The organism is Synechococcus sp. WC10meta (assembly GCF_047461475.1).
Genome location: NZ_JANSHF010000009.1, coordinates 26,620 through 45,884 on the forward strand (window position 1 = coordinate 26,620; position 19,265 = coordinate 45,884).

Genomic DNA, 19,265 nt, shown 5'->3' on the forward strand with positions numbered 1-19,265 from the left:
GGGAAGGTGGGGGAGGCAAGATTTGCCAAAGCTGAGATAATGGCATCTGCCCACGCGCTCAAAGCGATCCCCTGTGCTGCCGCGGGCTGTTCTGTGGATTCTGGGGCTGAGCCTGCTTCTGCGCTGTCTGGTCGCGGCTCTGTTGCCGCCAGGCTTTGACGAAGCCTACTACTACCTCTACACTCGTCATCTGGACTGGAGCTATTTTGACCATCCGCCGCTGGTGGCCTGGACGACGGGTTTGGGGCCTGTTTTGACAGGTCAGGTGTCGGCTTTTTCCATCCGACTGGGATCCCTATTGGCCTACAGCGGCTCTTCGCTGTTGCTTTACCTCACCGGAGCGCGGCTCTTTTCGGTGCAGGCGGGGCTGATTAGCCTGGCAACCGTTAGCATCGCACCCATTTTCTGGATTGGGTTTGGGGTGCTAACCCTGCCGGACAGCCCGCTGACGTTGTTTACGGCGGCAACGCTGTGGGTGGCTGCCCAGGAGTTTTTTCCGGCTCCCAAACCGGGGGTCTACGGGTCGGCTCGCTACCGACCGGGACCGCGCTTGGCGCTGATTGGGCTGTTGGTGGGGCTGGCCTCTCTGGGCAAATACCACGGCCTGGCGTTGGGGTTTGGCCTGGTGCTCTTTTGCCTGCTCAGCCCGGCCCACCGCTGTGCCTTTAGATCCGGCTGGGCGCTTTTGGCGGCGCTGGGGTTCTTGGCAGTCTTTAGCCCAGTGTTGCTCTGGAACGCCCAGCAGGATTGGATCTCCTTTCGCTTCCAAGGGGGGCGAGCGGTGCCGGAGACAGGCTACCGCCTGCAGGATCTGGCTCTGACGGTGCTGCAGGAAGTTTTTTATCTTTTCCCAACCTTGGGGATCCCTCTGCTGGGGCTGAGCTTGGCTGAGGGCGGGCGGCTGGGGCTAGCTCTCTTCCAGAGAAGACGCCTCGCGGATCAGGAGCTGAGGCACCTTTTAATCCTGGCCTGTGGGCTGCCGCTAGTGCTGGCTTTTACCTTGATGGGGGGCTACCGCCCCATCCTCCCCACCTGGCCCATGCCGGGGTTTTGGGTGCTGAGCCTGCTTTTAGGATCCCGCTGGGAAGGATGGCCAGGAGCAAAGCGGCTCTTGGCGGGGACGGCGGTGGCGGTGGGTCTGTTGGTGGGGGTGGGGCTAGCCCATGTGCGCTACGGGTTGCTGCAGGCGCCCGGCGGCTTGGGCCTGTGGCCAGTGGAACGGGATCCCTCCACTCAGCTCATTGAAATTGAGCAGTTGCGCCGCCAGTTTCAGACGGATCCCCGCCTGACTCAGGCCCTGGAGGCAGTAGACTTCATCTTCACCAATACCTACTTCCTGGGCGGGCAGATCGGCATGGCCTTGGCACCGCTGACGGAGAAGCCCCTCACCTGCCTAGATGAAGATCCGCGGGGCTTTGCCTTTTGGTCTCAGCCGGAAGACTGGCTGGGAAAAGACGGACTGCTAGTCACCTCCACGCTGTTCCAGCCAAAAGCAGGGATCCCAGCCACCTACGGCAACTATTTTGAACACATTGAACCGGTGGCCGAGATCCCTCTGCGGCGGGCGGGTGCAGTGGCGCAGACCTTTCAGGTGTACCTGGCTCGGCAAATGCGTCAGCCCTATCCTCGTCCCTACTCCCGCCGGCGCTAAGAGCTATAGCTTTGGGCTTCATTTGCGGGGAACTCATGCAGACCATCATCATGACCGTGGGCACCTCTTTGCTCACCAACCCGGACAAAAACCTACAGCCGCCGCGGCCGTGGCTAGGGCAAAAGACCATTGGGGATCCAGAACGGGCCTTAGCCTGGATGAGAAAGACCGACCTGGAACTGATCAGCGCCGAAACCAACACCTACTACCGGCTGGACCCCACCCCCCAGGATGCCTTGATTTTGCTTTACTCAGAAACTCCTGAAGGCCAAGAGTGTGCCCAGATTTTGAAGCTCTTTTTTGAGGAAGCCCTGGGCCAACAAGGGGTTTCCCTGGTGCCCCTCCCCGGCATCAACTACGAGCTGGAGGAATCCTCCCTAGAGCGGATGGCCGAGCTGTTGAAACAGTTGGCGGAGAGCGCTAGAGGGCTCGTCACCTTCGCCGCCACTGGGGGGTTCAAAGCCCAGGCCATGGTTATGGCCGTGGTGGGCAGCCAACTGGGGATCCCGGTCTGCTACATCCACGAGCAATACAAGTCTTTGGTGTATCTGCCCCATCTGCAACCGCCAGTCCAGCCTCGGATCCCGCGGGCAAGCTTGCCAGATTCTGGCCGCGATCGCGCCGAGGTCATCCAATTGCGAAGCGAGAGTAGCCACCACCGCCCTCGCAGCTGGGCCAAGGTGGAAAAGCTCCTGCGCGACCTTCCCTGGGTGGATCTGGTTCGCTACGACCCAAACGCCTACGCTGCCCCCAAAAACGGCGTCAAAGCCGCCAACCGCAAAACCGAAGATGGCCGCCACATTCTGTGGATCCATCTGCACGAGAGCCAGGGCACCCACCTTGCCGTCCGGGTAGAGACCACCGGCTATACTCCCGAGCATCTAGAGCAGGCTGCCGCCGAGCTGCGGGAGCGCCTCGGTCGCCTCATTTAGCTTTTGCTCAACTGCTGGGCCACGAGTTGCACGATGGCCTGGGCCGCACCCGGTCTGCCCCCTAGCTGTTGCAATTCCCTCTGCATCCGCTGGCGCCGTTGGGGGTCTGCCAGCAAGGTTCGCATCTGTTCGGCTACCTGGATCGGGCGCAAATGGCCTCGCAGCTCCGGCACCACCTCCCGTCCTGCCCAGATGTTTGGCCAAGCCAGGTAACCCAGCCACCGCAGGGCAATTGTGTTGATGAGGCGAGCTATCCAAGTGCCCAGGCCAGGCAAGCGGGCCAACAGGCCAGGGATCCCGTCCCAGGCGCGCATCGCCTCCAGCTTGTTGGTGGGGATCGCCACCACCATGGGCACCCCCAGATAGGCCAGTTCAGCGGTGTTGGCTCCAACTGTAGTCAGGCAGAGGTCGCAATTGGCTAGCACAGAATAGGCGGGGAAACGGGTCCACAGCTGTACCGTGGTGCCAAAGGGAGTGACGAAGTGGGAGCCTAGGTTGGTTTGTTCCAGGGTGGCGGAGGTGCCGTAGATCACGGCCATATCGGGGTTGAGCTTGGGATGGGCGTAAGCCGCCAGCGACTGAGGGGTCTGGCCAGGAGCCACTGGGATCACGAAGCGGACGTTGGGCAACAACTGGCGCAACTCATCGGCCACCGCCAGCACCAGCGGCACTCCCAGGGAGAGCTTGGCTGGCTTGGAGCCGGGGAGCAGCCCCACCTGGTAGTGGGTGCGGTTGCGGTCGCCAAGACGTTGCCAGCCACGCGGCAGCAAGGCTTCGTCGGCAGGGGGGGGTTCCACCCTTTCCGGTGCCGTTTGCCCCGATTCCGGCTCCTCGATGGGATCGGGGAGGGGCTGGAGGAGGGTGGAAAAGCCTGCCGTCGCTTCAGGAGCAACGCTAGAAGCCGGCGGGGGGAGAAAGCGACTGCTGAGCCAGCCGGGAAGAGGGATCCCCGGCAAGTAGACAGCACTGGCCACTCCATCGGCCATCAGATCCCCGACCACCTGCATCTTGGCAGCCCAGCGGTGGCCCAAGAGGCGTCCCCCGTCGTAGCGGCGTTTGATCTCCTCCGTCCGCACCGCAAAAACGTCTACCCAGGGTCGCCAGCGGGGCCGACGCTCCGCATACACTACCAGACGGTAGCGCAGACGGCGGGCAATCCAGAGCGCAAAAAACTGATCCCCTCCTAGGAACAGCACCACCCCCCGCTTGGCCCAATCCCAGGCTTCTTCGGTCTGACCCGTGAGCAAAAAAGCTAGAAAAAAATCGGGATCCTGAACCCGATCGACCTGGATAAATTCCTCTGCTATCTTCACCTCTTGCCCAGAAGCGTGCGGACAAGGAGAGAGCACCAGGGAAAGACGCGCCTGGGGCAGTTGCTGACGCAACTCTAGGACAACTGGCCGCACCCAGGTGAGCAGCTCGCCGGGGCCGTTGGAGAGGATGAGGATGTCGTAGGGAGGCTGGCCGCCGTTCACTGAGACCCTCAGGGGGCAAAAACTTTGCCGCTATTGTAGGGGATCCCAACGGCTCCCAGCCCTTGCCCAGGGTTCAACTCCAAGGAGGGCCACAGCTTTTGTCCAGCTGACTTTGCAACCACCCTTGGATATCCCGCAAACTTTCTGGGGAAACCTCGTGGCCCATTTCGTACTCCCGATAGGTCAAGCGCAGGGGCAGCAAGGCAAAGTAGTCGCGGATCTGGCGGCCGAAAGCCACAGGCAAAACGGTATCGGCGGTGCCGTGAACCACGAGGACGCTCAAGTGTTGCATCCGGGCTGGCTCCACCGCCTCGGCTAGGATCTCCGGTGAAAGGCGACCGCTTATGGCCACTACGCCAGCCAGCTTCTCCGGCCGGGTTAGAGCCAGATATAGGCTCATGATCGCCCCCTGGCTAAACCCCAGCAAATAGACCCGGGCCGGATCTAGAGAAATGTCGGCCATCCCCTGGGACAGAACCTGCTCCAGAAAGTGGCTGACAAGCTCCCGGCTGCGGCGGGCTTGCTCGGGATCCCCCACCAGCCCTTCCGGCGTCCAGGCCATTTCAAACCAGGCAAAGCCACCCGCCCCCCAGGGAAGCGGCGCCCTTAGGCTAATCACCGCTAGGCGGGGATCCAAGTAAGGGGCCAACTGGAGGAGATCCCCCTCATGGCTGCCGATCCCGTGCAGCATCACCAACACAGGAGCAGATCCCGGCCCGGCCTGGCGGGGCGGTTGAAAGCGGTAGACAAGGGGCAGAGGGGAAGACAACGCGATCCTCAAAAATTGAGACCAATACCGCCTAGGCCCAATCCCGAGGCTGGCGCAGCACTTCGTAGAGCTTGGCTTCCCAGCTATCGGGCGGCGGCTCGTAGCCGTATTCCCAGCGCACCAATGGCGGCAACGACATCAGGATCGACTCGGCACGACCTTGGGTCTGGAGACCAAAGACCGTGCCCCGGTCGTAGACGAGGTTAAACTCCACATAGCGCCCGCGCCGGTAGAGTTGGAACTGTCGCTCCCGTTCCCCCCATTCCATCCCCTGCCGCCGCTCCACAATCGGCACATAGGCAGGCAAGAACGCCTCGGCACAGGCTTGCACCAGCTCAAAGAGATGCTCCCAACTGCGGGATCCCACCCGCGCCTGGAGTGGCAGCGGCTCAGCCACAAGCTGTTCGGGATCCGCCTCTGCCTCACCCTCAGGGCGGTAGAGCAGCCCGGGCCGGTCGTCTTGATAGTCAAAGAAAATGCCGCCAACGCCGCGGGCCTCGCCCCGATGGGGCAAGAAGAAGTAGCGGTCGCACCAGATCTTGAAAGTTGGGTAGTAGACCGGATCCAGACGGTCGCAGGCCGCTTTGGCGGTGCGGTGAAAATGAGCCGCATCCTCCTCAAACAAGTAGTAGGGGGTGAGATCCATGCCGCCGCCAAACCACCAAACCGGCCCCGCCTCGAAATAGCGGTAGTTGAGGTGAACCGTCGGCACATAGGGGTTGCGGGGATGCAACACCATGGAGGTACCGGTGGCGTAAAAGGGATGCCCCGCTGCCTCGGGGCGATGTTTCAAAATCGAAGGGGGCAGCTGGGAGCCAAATACCTCGGAAAAATTGACCCCTCCTTGCTCGAACACGCCTCCTTGCTGGATGACCCGCGAGCGACCGCCTCCCCCTCCAGGGCGTTCCCAGCTGTCTTCCCGAAACTTGGCTTTGCCATCCAGCGCTTCCAGACGAGCACAGATCTCGTCCTGGAGATACCGCATAAACTGGCCTACCCGTTGACGAGCATCCGTTGGTGGTGCTGTCGGGCTTGCGGTTAGCATCGTAGTCTTCCCAATCTCTCGAAATAAACGAACTAAGGCTTTTGCCTGCAGCAGACCTAAGTCTCAAGCCCCCAGGCGCGGAGAACCCTTTTGGCATCTAGGCCATCTCTAGATTTTAAGTGGGAACGACCTCGTGGGGGCGGAGCCTTGCCCACTTGTTCCGCTCCTCACGAAAGCTCTGGCAGGCCACCACATCCCATTCCATCTCAGTGCCGCCGTTGCGGATGTTGACGTTGATCTGGGGCCCTTGCGGCTCAAAATCTGGCGTCAGGGTGAGGTGGGGCTGTTGGTGCTGCGCTTCCACGGCGTGATAGGTGGTGCAGCGATCCACGTAGTAGCAGTGAATACAAATACACATGGCTGCTGCCTACCAGAAAGAGTCTGCGATCTCGACGATAGCATCCTGTCTTCGGGAAGACGGAGGATCCGGCTTGCTCAGCCGATTCTTGAGACATTTCTTAGGAAAGAGAGGCGTCTCCCCTTCTCTCGTCTAAAATCTCAAGATACTCATATCCACCCGTGAGGCTAAGGCTTGGTTCCCGGTCAGGATCAAGCCAGCCAGGCTATCCCGAGGAATTGCCATGAACACCCACACCCGCTACCGCTTTATCTGTACCCTCTCCTTTGGGGATATCTACGGCCAGATCATTGTTTGGCTAATCGTGATTTTTGCTGGCCTGGGCGCCGCCCTCTCTCTGATGAATAGCCCTCTCTACGCCTTCCTCACCATCGCGTTGATCTTGGTCATCTCCCTGCCTTTTCTGCTCTTTGCCTTCGTGACAACATTGCTCAACCACATCGAGTTTGTGGCTGTTCCTCCTGAGGAAGAAGAGGAAGAGCGCGCTGTGGCAGCCAAGTCGCCAGTGGCTGTCAGGTAACAGCCAGTTGGATCCTCTCCTGCTGGCCCACGGATGCTAGGGGTTGGCAAGCCGCCTTGCTGGCCGGCGGGTCTTGGTTCTCAATGCTTGTTTAATTTTTGCTACAGTTTGTTGCAGCCAGCCCTCCAAGCCCTGGCCCCCAAGGTCTGTCTCGGTGCCGATGGGTGGGCCGACCAAAAGAAAAGGCGAGCCGGCGGGGTTTAGGTCGAGAGAGTGCTGCCAGGCAGTTTGGGAAAGCAGGTGTTTGGTGGTGACGAAGGCGATGGGAAATGACTTGGCCCAGCTCGACTACTGGGTGTACCGGCTGGCGCGGCTGCTGAGCGAATACCTGAATTTGGGGGAGTTGGTTGCGGTTTCCACCGGATCCCTGGAAGAGGAGCCGCTGGCTCCCACTCAGTTTTCTGCCTGCTGAACCGGATCTGGCGTCAGCGACTGGGATCCCCTAGGCTAGGTAACCTGTCTCCCGTTGCCTCCCCTATGCGGATCCCTTACTGGTGGCCACAGCTCGGCTTTCAGTTCTGGCTGATCTTTATTGGTCGGCTGCTCTCCCAAACTGGAACCGGTTTTACTCTGTTCTACACCACCCTCTTTTTCGTCAATCAGGTAGGGCTAACGGCCACTCAGGTAGGTTTGGGCCGGGGCATGATGGCCTTTGCTGGCGTGCTTGGCCGCCTCCTCGGGGGATCCATGGCAGACGGAGCTTGGGGCCGCCGCTCCACTTTGATCCTCTCGCTGGCCATTTCCGCTCTGGGCTCCTTTGGCTTTGCCCTTTCCCATGGCTTCTGGAGCTTTGCCCTGGCCAACCTGGCGGCAGGGTTTGGGCAGGGCCTCTATTGGCCGCCGGTGGAGGCAGTGGTAGCGGATCTAACCACGCGCGAGCAGCGCAACGAAGCCTATGCCCTAAACCGCCTGGGGGATAACTTGGGCCTGAGCCTTGGCGCCGCCATGGCCAGCGTCCTGGTAGCTCTGACGAAGAACTACCGCCTCCTGTTTGTTATCGAGGGCCTCACGTACTTGGCTTTTCTAGCCCTGCTCTGGCTTTGCGTTCAGGAGACTCGAGTAGCTCAGCCGGCGGCAGAGCCTCTGTTGGCAGGCTGGAAAGTTGCCCTGCGGGATCGCCCCCTATGGGTGTTCGCCCTGGCCAACATTTTCTTCACCACCTACATTGCCCAACTCAGCAGCAGCTTGCCCCTTTACTTGCGCAAGGGAGCTGGGATCCCTGAGGTGCAGATTGGCCCGTTGTTTGCTCTGCACGGAGCCATCGTTGCCCTGCTGCAGATACCAGTGGCCCGCCGGCTGAACCGCCTCACCCGCATCCAGGGTTTACAGGGATCCGCCCTGATGTGGGGGCTGGGATTTGGGTTGGTTTGGCTCAGCGGCCCAGCAGCACAGTTGGGAGCGATGCCGGCCATAGGGATGGCGGCCTTGGCCTTGGCGGTGCTCTCCTTGGCCCTGGCGAGCTACAACCCCTCAGCTTCGGCGCTGGTGGCAGATTTGGCCCCAGAGCATCTGCGGGGGGTTTATCTATCGATCAACTCCCTCTGCTGGGCAGCAGGCTTTGCCGTTGGGCCGCTAATCGGGGGGGTGGCTCTGGATCTGCCACCTCCTTGGGCGGGTGGGCTGTGGCTCTTTTGGGTGGCCAGCGTCGGCCTGGTTTGGGGAATCCTTAGCTTTTTGGACAGCATCCTACCCTGCAGAGTCAATGCGGCAACGGTCTCTCCGCCGCCAGCGGCTGTTCCCCTGCACAACGCAGAGCCCTGAGGCTGGATCCCGGTCGGTTTGTTAAGCTGATGTTACCTTCAACCCTCGAAGCATGCGTCGCATTTGCATCCTTGGGGGCGGCTTTGGCGGGCTGTATACAGCCCTGGAGCTCATCCGCCGGCCTTGGCCGGAGCCGCCGCAGATTACCCTGGTGGATCGTCAGGAGCGCTTTGTTTTTGCTCCTTTGCTCTACGAGCTGCTCACCGGCGAGATGGAAGAGTGGGAGGTGGCCCCCCGTTTCCAGGATTTGCTGCCGGAAGGGGTAGCGTTTCGCCGCGGCGCGGTGCAGTCGGTTGACCTCCAAGACCACTGCGTCTTCCTGGCAGAGGGGCAGACCTTGGAGTACGACGCCCTGGTGCTGGCGCTGGGAGGGGAAACTCCTCTGCAGGGCGTGCCGGGAGCAGCGGAGTTTGCCTTTCCCTTCCGCACCCTAGCCGATGCCCAACGGCTGCGGGCCCACTTGCAGACCCTAGAAGCGCGGGATCCGGCTCAGGCCATTTACCTAGCTATTGTGGGGGCGGGGGCCAGCGGCGTAGAGCTAGCCTGCAAATTGGCTGACCGGCTGGGATCGCGCGGCCAGATCCGTCTTATTGAGGTGGGATCCCAGATTTTGCCGGGTTTTGCTCCCTCAAGCCGGAAGGCAGCCCAGGCGGCGCTGGCCCAACGGCGGGTGCAGGTGGAGCTGCAGACCAAGGTACTTGGGATCGAGGCTACGGGAGAAAACGGCGCTCCTCCCTTTCGTCTGCAGCGGCAGCGCCTGGCAACTCAGGAGATGGCTGTTGACTTGGTCGATGCTGTGCTTTGGACAGTCGGCACCCAACCAGCGGCGGCCATTGCTAACTTGGATTTGCCCAAAAACGAGCGGGGCCGCCTGCAGGTTCTGCCCACTCTCCAAACGCCCACCTTTCCCGAAGTATTTGCCCTGGGCGACGGAGCAGCGGTGGTGGATGCCACAGGACAGCCCGTACCTGCAACTGCACAGGCAGCTTTCCAAGAAGCGGGCTACTGCGCTTGGAACCTGTGGGCTCTGCTCACCCAGGAGCGGCCGCTGTTGCCGTTTCGCTACTTTTCGCTGGGGGAGATGCTCAGCCTAGGGGCGGATACGGCAGTAGTCTCGGCCTTGGGCGGCCTTACCCTAACCGGCCCCCTGGGCTACCTAGCGCGGCGAGTTGCCTACCTCTTCCGCCTGCCCACTCTAGAGCACCAGCTCAGGGTGGGGTGGAGCTGGATGACCCGCCCGCTGTGGCAGGCGCTAGGATCCCTGGAGCTGACGGGAGCGCTCGTAGGCCGCCCGCACCGCCTGCATTAGGGCCCCTCGCACCCCTGCCTGTTCCAGGACTTGGAGGCCGGCAATGGTGGTGCCGCCGGGGCTAGTGACCTGGTCTTTGAGCAGGGCGGGGTGCAGCTGCTCCTGCTGCAGGAGGGCAGCAGTGCCTGCCAGGGTCTGCACCGCCAGTTGGGTGGCGATGGGGCGCGGTAGGCCCACCCCTACGCCGCCGTCGATGAGCGCTTCCAGGATCACTGCCAAATACCCTGGCCCCGATCCTGACAGGGCGGTTACCGCATCCATCTGGCTCTCCGGCACCGTCACCACCTGGCCTACAGCCCGAAACAACCTTTCCACCAGATCCCTTTGCTGAGGCGTCACCCCTGGCCCGTAGCAGATAGCCGTGATCCCTGCCCCCACCAGTGCCGGTGTGTTGGGCATGGTGCGCACCACCTTTTGCCGGGGAAAAGCCTGCTGCAACTGCTGCAAAGGGATCCCGGCCATAATAGAAATGACCAACTCTGTGGCCGCCGGCTGCCCTATCTCTGCCACTACCTGCGGAAAGACCTGGGGCTTGACGGCCAAAAATAAAATCTCGGCCTCCCCCGCCTCCGAGGGATCGGCCAATAGACGAATGCCAAGCTCTTGCTGGAGAGCGGTGGCCCTGTCCTTATCGACCTCCCGCAGCGCCATCTGCTTTGGAGAATAAACCCCTGCCGCCACCCAGCGGCGCAGCAGGGCAGATCCCATAGCTCCGCCCCCAATGACACTCAGCAGCGGTTGCTCCATCGCAGCTAGTGCTGGCCTACCGCCTGCAGGTGCTCATAGCCGCTGGGCCAGAGAGGGGTAGGGCTTTGCAAAGGGCGCTGCAGCGGCTGCATAACTTGGCTACTGGGGGTGGAGATGGTGACGGTGCTGGGGGTGAATAAAAAAATATTCTCCCCAATACGCTCCTGATGGCCGTCAATAGCGTAGGTGCCGCCGGCAACAAAGTCCACCGAACGCTGCGCCTCGGCGGGATCCATCAGGCTTAAGTTCATGATCACCGTTTTGCGCTCGCGCAGGTATTGGATAACCTGGGCCATTTCATCAAAGCTGCGCGGCTCCAGCACCACTACTTCATTGGTCGGCTGGCTGACGCCAGGCAATCCAATCACCTTGCTCCCCATACTACTCCCTCCTGAGCGCTCCCGAGGAGGCTGACTGCGCCGATGGCCACGCGACTCTTCCCGATGGACAGGCCCTTCGCCAGCTTCTACTGAGCGCTGCCGCCGTCCCCGCCAGGGGTGCTCTACCTCCTCCTCACTAGAGGTGGCCGATGCAGAACGGTGTCTTTCGTAGAGAAGTTGGTAGTCGTCCTGCCCCTCCATCTCCGATTCAGAGTACTCCTCCAGGTTATCCGCGGGATCATTTAAGCCCACAAAGTCCTTTACCCTGCTCCAGATTCCACTGACATTCATCCCTTGCATCCTCACTACCTACCCTACATCTACAGCAAGCTCGGCGTTTAGACCCGCGATCTTGTTGAGCAGAGGCCCAAGCTAGGAAACGTCCTTCATATTCTCTTTCAAGAGACTGAGGAGGCCTTTGGGCAAGAAGCTGCCAACGCCAGCCAAGTAACGCAGGTCTCCCCCTCTAAAGAGCCCTGCAGAGCAATCCTAGAGGGGCACAGCTTCAGAAGAATTTAATCACAACTCAAGGGCTTCATAAAGTTTGCATCTACCGACGCTCGGCATTGGCAAACAGAGCGCGTCCCAGCCGAATCAAGTTGGAGCCTGCCGCCACTGCCAGCAGGTAGTCGTCGGACATCCCCATCGAGAGGGTGCGTAGCTGCAGGCGCTCGTAGCCGCTTTGCCGAATGGACTCAGCAAGCTCAGCGAGTTTACGAAACAGTTCCAAGGCGGCCTCTGAGCTAAGGCCGAGCGGCAGAATGGTCATCAGGCCCACAATTTCCACCTGCAGCAGCTGATTGAGCTGAGGCAGGCTCTGCAGCAGGTCGGGGACAAGCCAGCCGAATTTGTTGGGATCCGGTGCCAATTTCACTTGCAGGCAAAGCTTGGGGGTGAGGTGGAGCTCCCCCGCTTTTTGGTCAATCAGCTTGGCCAGGCGCAGGCTGTCGACGCTGTCAATCCAGGCAAATTGCTTGAGGGCTGGCTTTACTTTATTGGTCTGGAGGTGTCCAATCAGGTGCCAGACAATGTCGGTCAAATCCTGCAGCTGCGCCTGTTTGACGGCTGCCTCTTGCACCCGACTCTCGCCGAAGTGGCGGATCCCGGCTCGATAGGCGGCGCGGATGTGGTTGACGCTGTAGCCCTTGCTCACCGCCATGATCTCCACCTGCTCTGGGATCTGGGCTCGGACAGCCTGAATGCGGCTGTGGATGAGCTCCTCGTCAACTAGGGGCGGCGGCAAAGAAGGCGAGGACATGGCTGGGGGCATTAGGAAGCTGGCAACACCGAGAGTCCAGTCTTTAGGGGAGCTTAACCCAAAGCGGCGGCTAGGATCTGATAGGCCAGCTTGGCGACGGTAAAAGCGCTGCGGCGATCGGTTTCTCGCTCCCCGGTAACGGCCAGCTCCACCACGTCGGCGCCAACAATCTGCCGCTGCTGCCCCAGCGCTCGGATCAGCTCCACGGTTTCCCACCAGCTCAGCCCACCGGGCTCAGGGGTGCCGGTGGCCGGCACGACCGCGGGATCGAGGCCGTCTACATCCACCGTCAGGTAAACCTGGGCTCCCAGCGTGGCAATCACCTCTGGGATCCACTCCTGAGCTGGCTTGCTGTGCAGGCTGTGGGCAAAGAAGGTGTGCAGGCGGTACTTGCGGATGGCCTGGCGGTCTTCGGCGCAGATAGAACGGATCCCCACCTGGGTAAGGCGGCTGCCCACTTGCTCGACTACCCGAGCCATGGCCGAGGCGTGGGAGTAGCGGGATCCCTCGTAGCTATCTCTAAGGTCGCAGTGGGCGTCGATCTGCAGCACATGCAGCTCGGGGTAATGCACCAAGTGGGCAGCAATCAAGGGGCCAGTGATGGAGTGCTCGCCGCCAATGGAGAGCAAAAACCGCCCCGGCCTAACCCACTCGGCAGCGCGGCGCTGAATTTCGGCCATGGCCAGCTCGTGGGTATCCAGCCCCTCGAACTCTACCGGCGGCGCCGTCCAGTAGCGGGAGATCTCTTCGCGACAGTCGGGGCGGAGGGCCGGCTGGCAGTCCCTCAGCTCGTCGTAGATCTCCACGTAGGCCGAAGCCTCTAGGAGCGCTTGGGGGCCCTTGGCGGTGCCTTTTCCGTAGGAGGTGGTGGCCTCGTAGGGGACAGGCAAGAGAATGGCGTGGGCTACCTCTGGATCCGACTCGGGCAGGCCCAGAAAAGGCAGGGGGGAGCGATACATAGCAAAGGTACAGGAAGGGATTCCTATTGTATTGAACGAAGATCCCTTGTGGGATGAAGACAAAACCCCTACACTAGTGGCTAGACAGCGGCTCCTTGGCTCTCTCTCCATTCTGTCTCTTTGGACAAACTGACCTGACGCTTCTATGACACCTGCCTCTCAAGCTGCTCTTTTTGACGCTCTTGCCCAGCGCCGTGCCCTCAAGATCATCAGCGGCCTGCAGAACTTTGACCTGGAGTCCGTGCTGAAAATTGCCCGTGCTGCCCAGCAGGGAGGGGCCACCTGGGTAGATATTGCTGCCAGTCCCGAGTTGGTGCAGGCGGTGCGGGCTCAAGTAGATCTGCCCATCTGCGTGTCGGCAGTGAATCCGCAGCAGTTGGCTGTTGCGGTGCAAGCAGGGGCTGACATGGCCGAAATTGGCAACTATGACAGCTTTTACCCCTCAGGCCGCGTCTTCTCCGCAGAAGAGGTTTTGGAGCTCACTCGCCAAACCCGCTCCCTCCTGCCGCGCACCCTTCTATCGGTAACCGTTCCCCACACGCTGCCTTTGGATCAGCAGGCGGAGCTGGCGGAGAAACTGGAAGACCTGGGGGCTGACTTCATCCAAACCGAGGGCAGCACCAGCGCTGAGCCGCGCCATAGCGGATCCCTGGGCCTCATTGAGAAAGCTGCCCCCACCCTAGCTGCCACCTATGAGATTAGCCGAGTACTTTCCGTGCCGGTCATCTGCGCCTCCGGCCTCTCGACGGTAACGGTACCTCTAGCCATCGCTGCTGGGGCCTCGGCGGTGGGGGTGGGCAAAGCTGTCAGCCGCCTCCAGGACGAGGTAGCCATGGTGGCCCAGGTGCGGGCGCTCAAGGAGGCTCTGGCTGGCGCGCGGGTGCCGGCGCTGGTTTGACATTGGCTGGGAAAGTCTTTTTCTTGGGGTGGCCATCGCCACCTCTTAATTTTGGGACAATCTAAGGGCAGGCTAGAAAGACAGCTTCTGGAAGAGCTCGGCAAGCGGCAACTGGAAGCCAGGGATCACCTCCTCCCCATCGAGGATATCTGCGGACTTTAGCAGGCGATCTGGCTCGTGAGCAGAGCGATAGACCAACACGTAGCGCTGAGTTGGGCTGATGACCCAGACCAAGCGGGCACCGTTCTCGAAATAGTCGGCAATTTTCCCCTCGATTTCCTCTACGGTGTTGCTAGGAGATAGCACTTCAACGGCCAGATCCGGAGCTCCTTCCAAAAAGCCAGTGGGCAGCTCGGCCATCCCTTGTAAGCGTTCCCTGGCAAAGAAGGAAATATCGGGCGATCGCAGATTTCCACTCCTCATCCTGAAAGCGGTGCTGGAATCGAACAGGGCGCCTAGCTTCTTGGCCTTGACAACTGCAAAAAGAGCTGAACTTAGAGTGATAGTAAGATTTCCATGCAGTGCCCCTGCACTTCCCATGTCTACCAGTTTTCCATTGACAACCTCATAGCGGTGCCCATCTTTAGGCAGCGCCATGAGTTCCTCATCAGCCCAAATCTTTTTTTCCTGTTGGACTTCTTTTTTGGCTTCGGTTACTGCGGCCATCGAAAGACTCCTTGGGAGTGATCACTCTGGGCAACGATGTTGAATAGCCTTCCCCAGATGCCGATATGAATCTGGCCTGAAATGGCTCCGCCCTAAATTGCAAGCCCATGTTATCAATCCTGGGGAGGAATACAGGCCGGTCAAAGCTTGACGAAATTGTAGGGAGCAGTGAAATTGTTGTAGCGGATGCGCAGCCGTCCCTGAAAAGCTTGATCCAGCTCCTCCACTTTTTGGGCAAAAGCCGGCTCATCTTCCCAGTTAATGAGAAAAGCGCTGTTGTAGGCCATGTTCTCGGTAAGCAGCTTTCCTTCCACACAATCGCTGGCAAGGGGAGCAAGGGCAGCCGTGAAGGTGTGGGCAATATGCTGGCGTCGCTGCTCCAAAAGTTGCTCCAAAGCCCGTCCCATTTCCACGACGGCCTCCAGTCCCAGCGGAGTGCCAGCCAGCTCGTCGCGGCGGGCTTTCAGGGCGGGGTTTTCTTCTAACCCCAACTGGAGCTCTCGCTCGGGATCCCAGAAGACTTTTACCCCCACCTCCCGCTTGCCCTCTAGGCGCTGCAGCAAGGCCAAGAGCTCGGCCAGGCGTGGCTTGACCAGATCCTGCTCCACCTGATCCCAACTGCTCACTACTAGGCCAAACTGCAGTGGCAGTAGGGTGCGATGGCCCTCATTCATGACGCTTTCCAAAACGGCCTCATGAGCCAGCAGGTTGGCCCGGCTAGCCAGGTAACGCTCCTGGCAGGTTTGGGAATAGAGGAAGGCCAGGGATCCGAGCACGTGAACCCGCACCGGCTGCCCGTCCAAGCCGACTACATTCAGGTGGCGCGGGCCAGGGGCGGCAACGATCCCGTAGAGGTAGAGGGCGCTAGCGGGGTTGGGACTTGCCGTTGCCATGGCTGCGGGCATCTCCAATGAGCCAGGTAAGGTTGGACTCCTCCGTGTCGATGGCATTGCCGTCTGAGGAAATGCAGTAGCGGCCCATCACCATCTGGTGGCGCAGGGTTACCCCTGCAGCAATTTGGGTGTAGTTGAAGATGAGGCTGGCATCCAGCGTACACCCCTCGTTTAAGACACAGCCGTAGCCAATGGCCGTGGGGCCGATGAGCTTTACCCCGTCTGCCAGGTAGGTGCTGGCCCCGATGTAGACTGGCGGCTCGATGTGGATGCGATCCCAGTTGGCACGGATGTTGATCCCTGTCCAGACGCCGGGCCGAATCTGGATCCCCGGTACCTTGACGCCCTTGATCTCCCCGCGCAGCACCTTTTGCACAGCCAGCCAGTAATCGTGGGTACGGCCAATGTCCACCCATTGGAAGTCAGCCTTGACGCCGTAGAAGGGGGCGCCGACTTTGACCAAAGTAGGGAAGAGATCGCCGCCAATGTCGTAGGGACGGCCAGGGGGAATATAGTCAAACACCTCCGGCTCAAAGACATAGATGCCTGTGTTGATGGTGTTGCTAAGGGCCTCTTCTCGCCTTGGCTTTTCCTGGAAAGCCGTAACCCGACCCGTTTCATCAGTAACCACCACCCCATAGCTGGAGACCTGGCTGGGATCCACCTCCCGCAGCACTACCGTGGCCAGCGCCCCCTTAGACTTGTGGAAATTGACCACCTCAGTTAGGTTGAGGTCAATCAAGGCATCGCCGCAGAGCACCACGAAGGTGCTGTCGAAAAAGCCGGAGAAATCCTGGATCTTGCGCATACCGCCAGCAGATCCCAGGGGCTCGGCTACCGGCTGGCCGTTCTCAAAATGGCCCTCGAAGGAAAAGCCAATGTGTACTCCCCACTGCTGGCCATCCCGGAAGTAGTCCTCAATTTGGTGGGCGAGGTGGCTAGTGTTAATCATGATCTGGTCAAAGCCATGTTCCCGCAGCAGCTCCACCAAAAACTCCATGACAGGCTTGTGCAAAATGGGAATCATCGGCTTCGGCATCATGTAGGTAATGGGCCGTACCCGCGTTCCCTTGCCGGCTGCCAGGATCATGGCTTTCATGCCTTTGTCCCTCCTCCGGGTTCCCGTGTTCTGACTTTACTACCCCAGGATTGGCTTTCTAGGTGAGAGGCGAGACTAGCCCTCTAGCTCCTATTCTCACAATGAGACGGCGCTCCAGCTCAAGGTTGTCAGCTCTGCCGAGCAGCCCCACCGTAGCCGCCCAGATCTTCAAAGTTAGTTGGGCAAAGGTCTACTGCTAGCTCAATCAAGAAAACACTTGGCTGCCCTGCCGCAAAAAAGGTTAACGCTGCAGAACCTTGAGAGCTTGCCAGGCCAGGAACAGAAGGGATCTGAAAAACAAACCCCCCAAAAGGGGGATCTCAGCTTCTAGAGAGGCTACTGAGGGGCAGCGGCTAGAGCTTTAGAAGACTTCCTCTCTGGTTTCTCCGCTGCAACTTTTGCTAAGAGAGAGCGCAAGCTGGGAAAAAGGAAGTGATTTTCTTCAACGTACTGGGCACCAAATAGTCCTTTCTCTGCCCAAAAGAAGCGGTCAACGGTATGTTCATTTCGTCGAACCAAGATAAGCGCTGGCGGCTGAATAGAGTTTTCCTGAATGTACCTTCGAGCCGCAGTAACAGACTTTTCTTCACCACTGTCTAGCTTATACTGAGGAACAAGATCTAAAATTTTGCGCCCTTCCAAGCGGCGGCGGCTCTTACGCTTTCTTTTCCTGACCAATGTAAGCCTCCCACAGAAAGATTACGAAACAGTCGCAAAGAATATATCAAGATTGCTTAAGAAAATCAATAGTCCTCGCCGTTTTTTGCCGTCATCTTTTGCAGAGGCAAAAAGCTTGCACTAAGAGGTCTTGTACAGCAACCTACCTTCATTGCTGCCCAAGAGCCCTAAAATGCAAAGAACAACCCCAGCAGAGCAAATAGCCAAGCCCCACTATGGGCAACTCCCCAGCTTAGAAGGGGAGCAGCTGACTGTAGACCGGCAAACCTAGCTTCGCCGAAAGGAGTAATCCTTGGCGGACTTCCTCACGATTCTACAACCAATCCCCTACTTTATACAAGATACTAGTCCAGGTCTCCTGCCTTGCGCTAAACCCTTAGTGCAGAGACCAAACCTCCTGCTACCCTGTCTCCAGGCAGGACTGTGCCAGTAGGGTTTCGGGCTGTCTTCGGTCTACTAAGGAATTTTGGCCATGAGGAAATTGACGTTTCTAGTGGGTTTGGGACTCAGCTTTGGTGCCCTGACCGTTTGGGCCCAGGGATCCAAAGGCTCTACCCCGATCCCCAGTCCTACTGCAACAGCTACCCCGGCTAGAGGAGCGGCTCCCAGCCCGCAGGTTTCTCCCTCTTTGACTGCAGCTCAGGTCACTGACGCGCAGGTGGAGCAGTTGGCGCGCATTTTGTTGGAGCTGGATCCTCTGATTCGCGAAGCTAGCGCCCAGCTGCGAGAAACCCAAAACGAAGCTGAGTATGAGAAGATTATGCAGCGTACTGAGGCCCAGGCCAGCCGCATTGTCGAGAAGCAGGGGCTGACGGTGGCCAAATACCGTGAGCTGATGACCTTGGCCAACGAGGATCCCACCCTAAATCAGCGAGTGCGGGTGCGCCTGCAAGAGCTCCTCCAACAAAAAAGATCCTCAGCTTCCCCCCAAGCAGCTACACCAACCCCTACACCTTAAGCTGACATGACCCCTCCGCCTGAAAAGCCTAACTTGGGATCCCTGCGAGCTGCGTTGAACCTTGCCCTGTTTTTCTTTTTGTTGGTGCTGGTTTCCTACTTAAGCCTTAACTTCCTCCTGGCTTTGGTGAGCAAGCTCAGCTAGCAGACTCTCCAAGAGCCTTTTGTCTTGGGCACTGGGAAAGATACACTGGATTTACAAGGCTTAACACCTTTTCTCAGTGACTGTCCATGAGCCCCCCTTTTTGGTTTGCCAGTTCAGCGGGATCCGCCATGCCCTATCTGGAATCTCCCCCTAGGCTGACTTTGCCCCGCCAAGAGGCGGGCTGGAGGCGCTGGTTGCGCTACCTGTATTTGCGCCTGCTGCGGATGCAATCTTCTCCCGAAGAAATTGCCCGGGGCCTGGCGGCAGGGGTCTTTGCCGGTTGTTTTCCCATCTTCGGCTTCCAAACCCTAGCTGCCCTGCTGCTGGCAGTTCCCCTGCGGGGCAACAAGCTGGTAGCGGCTGCAGGAACCTGGGTGAGCAACCCTCTTACCTATGTGCCCATCTATGCGTTTAACTACCGGGTTGGGCAATGGCTACTGGGATCCACGACGGCCTTTGCCCCTGCGGAACTGGCGGCACCCCAAAACTGGATGCAGTGGGGCCTGGAGGTGTCGGGCACGCTTTTTGTTGGCTGCGCCTTTGTTGGGTTTTGGGGAGCTTTGGCCAGCTATTTTCTTGGGCTGTGGCTGGTACGCCGGATCCGCCAGCGGCGGAGAATAAGCCGATGGGGGCAGAGTCTGTGAGGGGCTAGAAGGCGGTCAATGCTAAGTCAGGCAGAGATCCCTGCCTGTCCCAGCCTAGGAATTGAGGGAGTGTTAGAGAAGGGAAGGGTTTGACGATGGAAGATATGCGGTCGCTGTTAAC

The 19,265-nt window shown here is 59.7% G+C and carries 22 protein-coding genes; 10 read left to right on the forward strand and 12 right to left on the reverse strand.

Annotation, left to right across the window (positions count from 1 at the left end; all coding sequences use genetic code 11):
* Positions 1–73 precede the first annotated feature (73 nt).
* Positions 74–1,651, forward strand: a complete 1,578-nt coding sequence (locus tag NW804_RS06195; protein WP_414423123.1) for an ArnT family glycosyltransferase — start codon at positions 74–76, stop codon at positions 1,649–1,651.
* 35 nt (positions 1,652–1,686) lie between these two features.
* Positions 1,687–2,583 (forward strand): putative CRISPR-associated protein, encoded by an 897-nt coding sequence (locus NW804_RS06200; protein ID WP_414420951.1) that lies wholly within the window; start codon positions 1,687–1,689, stop codon positions 2,581–2,583.
* Here the strand turns inward: NW804_RS06200 and NW804_RS06205 are convergent.
* The 4 genes from NW804_RS06205 to NW804_RS06220 form a co-directional block, all read right to left on the reverse strand.
* On the reverse strand, positions 2,580–4,058 hold the full coding sequence (locus NW804_RS06205; RefSeq protein ID WP_414420950.1) for a hypothetical protein: 1,479 nt from the start codon (positions 4,056–4,058) through the stop codon (positions 2,580–2,582). The genes NW804_RS06200 and NW804_RS06205 overlap by 4 nt on opposite strands.
* A gap of 73 nt (positions 4,059–4,131) precedes the next feature.
* Positions 4,132–4,827 (reverse strand): alpha/beta hydrolase, encoded by a 696-nt coding sequence (locus NW804_RS06210; protein WP_414410147.1) that lies wholly within the window; start codon positions 4,825–4,827, stop codon positions 4,132–4,134.
* A gap of 31 nt (positions 4,828–4,858) precedes the next feature.
* Complete coding sequence (gene hemF, locus NW804_RS06215) at positions 4,859–5,872, reverse strand: oxygen-dependent coproporphyrinogen oxidase (RefSeq protein WP_414410146.1); 1,014 nt, start codon at positions 5,870–5,872, stop codon at positions 4,859–4,861.
* Positions 5,873–5,987: 115 nt separating this feature from the next.
* The gene (locus NW804_RS06220; RefSeq protein WP_414395204.1) at positions 5,988–6,230 is read right to left on the reverse strand and encodes a Ycf34 family protein; all 243 of its coding nucleotides are present in this window, start codon (positions 6,228–6,230) and stop codon (positions 5,988–5,990) included.
* A 223-nt stretch (positions 6,231–6,453) separates the two neighbouring features.
* On the opposite strand from NW804_RS06220, the gene NW804_RS06225 reads away from it, so the two are divergent.
* The 4 genes from NW804_RS06225 (at position 6,454) to NW804_RS06240 (ending at position 9,820) form a co-directional block, all read left to right on the forward strand.
* Positions 6,454–6,750, forward strand: coding sequence for a hypothetical protein (locus NW804_RS06225; RefSeq protein WP_414395562.1), 297 nt, complete (start codon positions 6,454–6,456; stop codon positions 6,748–6,750).
* Positions 6,751–7,012: 262 nt separating this feature from the next.
* Positions 7,013–7,162, forward strand: a complete 150-nt coding sequence (locus NW804_RS06230) for a hypothetical protein (RefSeq protein WP_414420947.1) — start codon at positions 7,013–7,015, stop codon at positions 7,160–7,162.
* A 65-nt stretch (positions 7,163–7,227) separates the two neighbouring features.
* Complete coding sequence (locus tag NW804_RS06235; RefSeq protein WP_414420946.1) at positions 7,228–8,511, forward strand: MDR family MFS transporter; 1,284 nt, start codon at positions 7,228–7,230, stop codon at positions 8,509–8,511.
* A gap of 52 nt (positions 8,512–8,563) precedes the next feature.
* Positions 8,564–9,820 carry an NAD(P)/FAD-dependent oxidoreductase gene (locus NW804_RS06240; RefSeq protein ID WP_414423124.1) on the forward strand — a complete coding sequence of 419 codons (1,257 nt, stop codon included), beginning with the start codon at positions 8,564–8,566 and terminating at the stop codon, positions 9,818–9,820.
* On the opposite strand, the gene proC is transcribed toward NW804_RS06240, so the two are convergent.
* From proC to speB, 4 genes are all read right to left on the reverse strand, one after another.
* Entirely contained in the window at positions 9,764–10,567 is an 804-nt protein-coding gene (gene proC / locus NW804_RS06245; protein ID WP_414411525.1) for a pyrroline-5-carboxylate reductase, read from the reverse strand. The genes NW804_RS06240 and proC overlap by 57 nt on opposite strands.
* A gap of 5 nt (positions 10,568–10,572) precedes the next feature.
* The gene (locus NW804_RS06250) at positions 10,573–11,148 is read right to left on the reverse strand and encodes a cell division protein SepF (RefSeq protein WP_414423147.1); all 576 of its coding nucleotides are present in this window, start codon (positions 11,146–11,148) and stop codon (positions 10,573–10,575) included.
* Between the two features lie 349 nt (positions 11,149–11,497).
* Entirely contained in the window at positions 11,498–12,205 is a 708-nt protein-coding gene (locus NW804_RS06255) for a YggS family pyridoxal phosphate-dependent enzyme (protein ID WP_414405757.1), read from the reverse strand.
* Between the two features lie 53 nt (positions 12,206–12,258).
* Positions 12,259–13,164, reverse strand: a complete 906-nt coding sequence (gene speB, locus NW804_RS06260; RefSeq protein WP_414410141.1) for an agmatinase — start codon at positions 13,162–13,164, stop codon at positions 12,259–12,261.
* Between the two features lie 145 nt (positions 13,165–13,309).
* Between speB and NW804_RS06265 the strand changes: the two genes are divergently transcribed.
* The gene (locus tag NW804_RS06265; protein WP_414423125.1) at positions 13,310–14,062 is read left to right on the forward strand and encodes a DUF561 domain-containing protein; all 753 of its coding nucleotides are present in this window, start codon (positions 13,310–13,312) and stop codon (positions 14,060–14,062) included.
* Between the two features lie 72 nt (positions 14,063–14,134).
* Here the strand turns inward: NW804_RS06265 and NW804_RS06270 are convergent, their stop codons facing one another.
* From NW804_RS06270 to NW804_RS06285, 4 genes are all read right to left on the reverse strand, one after another.
* Positions 14,135–14,728: a Uma2 family endonuclease gene (locus NW804_RS06270; protein ID WP_414423126.1), complete on the reverse strand. Its 594-nt coding sequence runs from the start codon at positions 14,726–14,728 to the stop codon at positions 14,135–14,137.
* 140 nt (positions 14,729–14,868) lie between these two features.
* Positions 14,869–15,621, reverse strand: coding sequence for a GvpL/GvpF family gas vesicle protein (locus NW804_RS06275; protein WP_414420944.1), 753 nt, complete (start codon positions 15,619–15,621; stop codon positions 14,869–14,871).
* Positions 15,593–16,720, reverse strand: a complete 1,128-nt coding sequence (locus tag NW804_RS06280) for a sugar phosphate nucleotidyltransferase (protein WP_414395220.1) — start codon at positions 16,718–16,720, stop codon at positions 15,593–15,595. Before NW804_RS06280 ends, NW804_RS06275 begins: the two co-directional genes overlap by 29 nt.
* A gap of 336 nt (positions 16,721–17,056) precedes the next feature.
* Positions 17,057–17,398 (reverse strand): DUF3155 domain-containing protein, encoded by a 342-nt coding sequence (locus NW804_RS06285; RefSeq protein WP_414405762.1) that lies wholly within the window; start codon positions 17,396–17,398, stop codon positions 17,057–17,059.
* A 472-nt stretch (positions 17,399–17,870) separates the two neighbouring features.
* On the opposite strand from NW804_RS06285, the gene NW804_RS06290 reads away from it, so the two are divergent.
* The 3 genes from NW804_RS06290 (at position 17,871) to NW804_RS06300 (ending at position 19,144) form a co-directional block, all read left to right on the forward strand.
* Complete coding sequence (locus NW804_RS06290) at positions 17,871–18,356, forward strand: DUF4168 domain-containing protein (RefSeq protein WP_414410137.1); 486 nt, start codon at positions 17,871–17,873, stop codon at positions 18,354–18,356.
* A gap of 6 nt (positions 18,357–18,362) precedes the next feature.
* Entirely contained in the window at positions 18,363–18,500 is a 138-nt protein-coding gene (locus NW804_RS06295) for a hypothetical protein (RefSeq protein ID WP_414410136.1), read from the forward strand.
* Between the two features lie 128 nt (positions 18,501–18,628).
* Entirely contained in the window at positions 18,629–19,144 is a 516-nt protein-coding gene (locus tag NW804_RS06300; protein ID WP_414405764.1) for a DUF2062 domain-containing protein, read from the forward strand.
* Positions 19,145–19,265 lie beyond the last annotated feature (121 nt).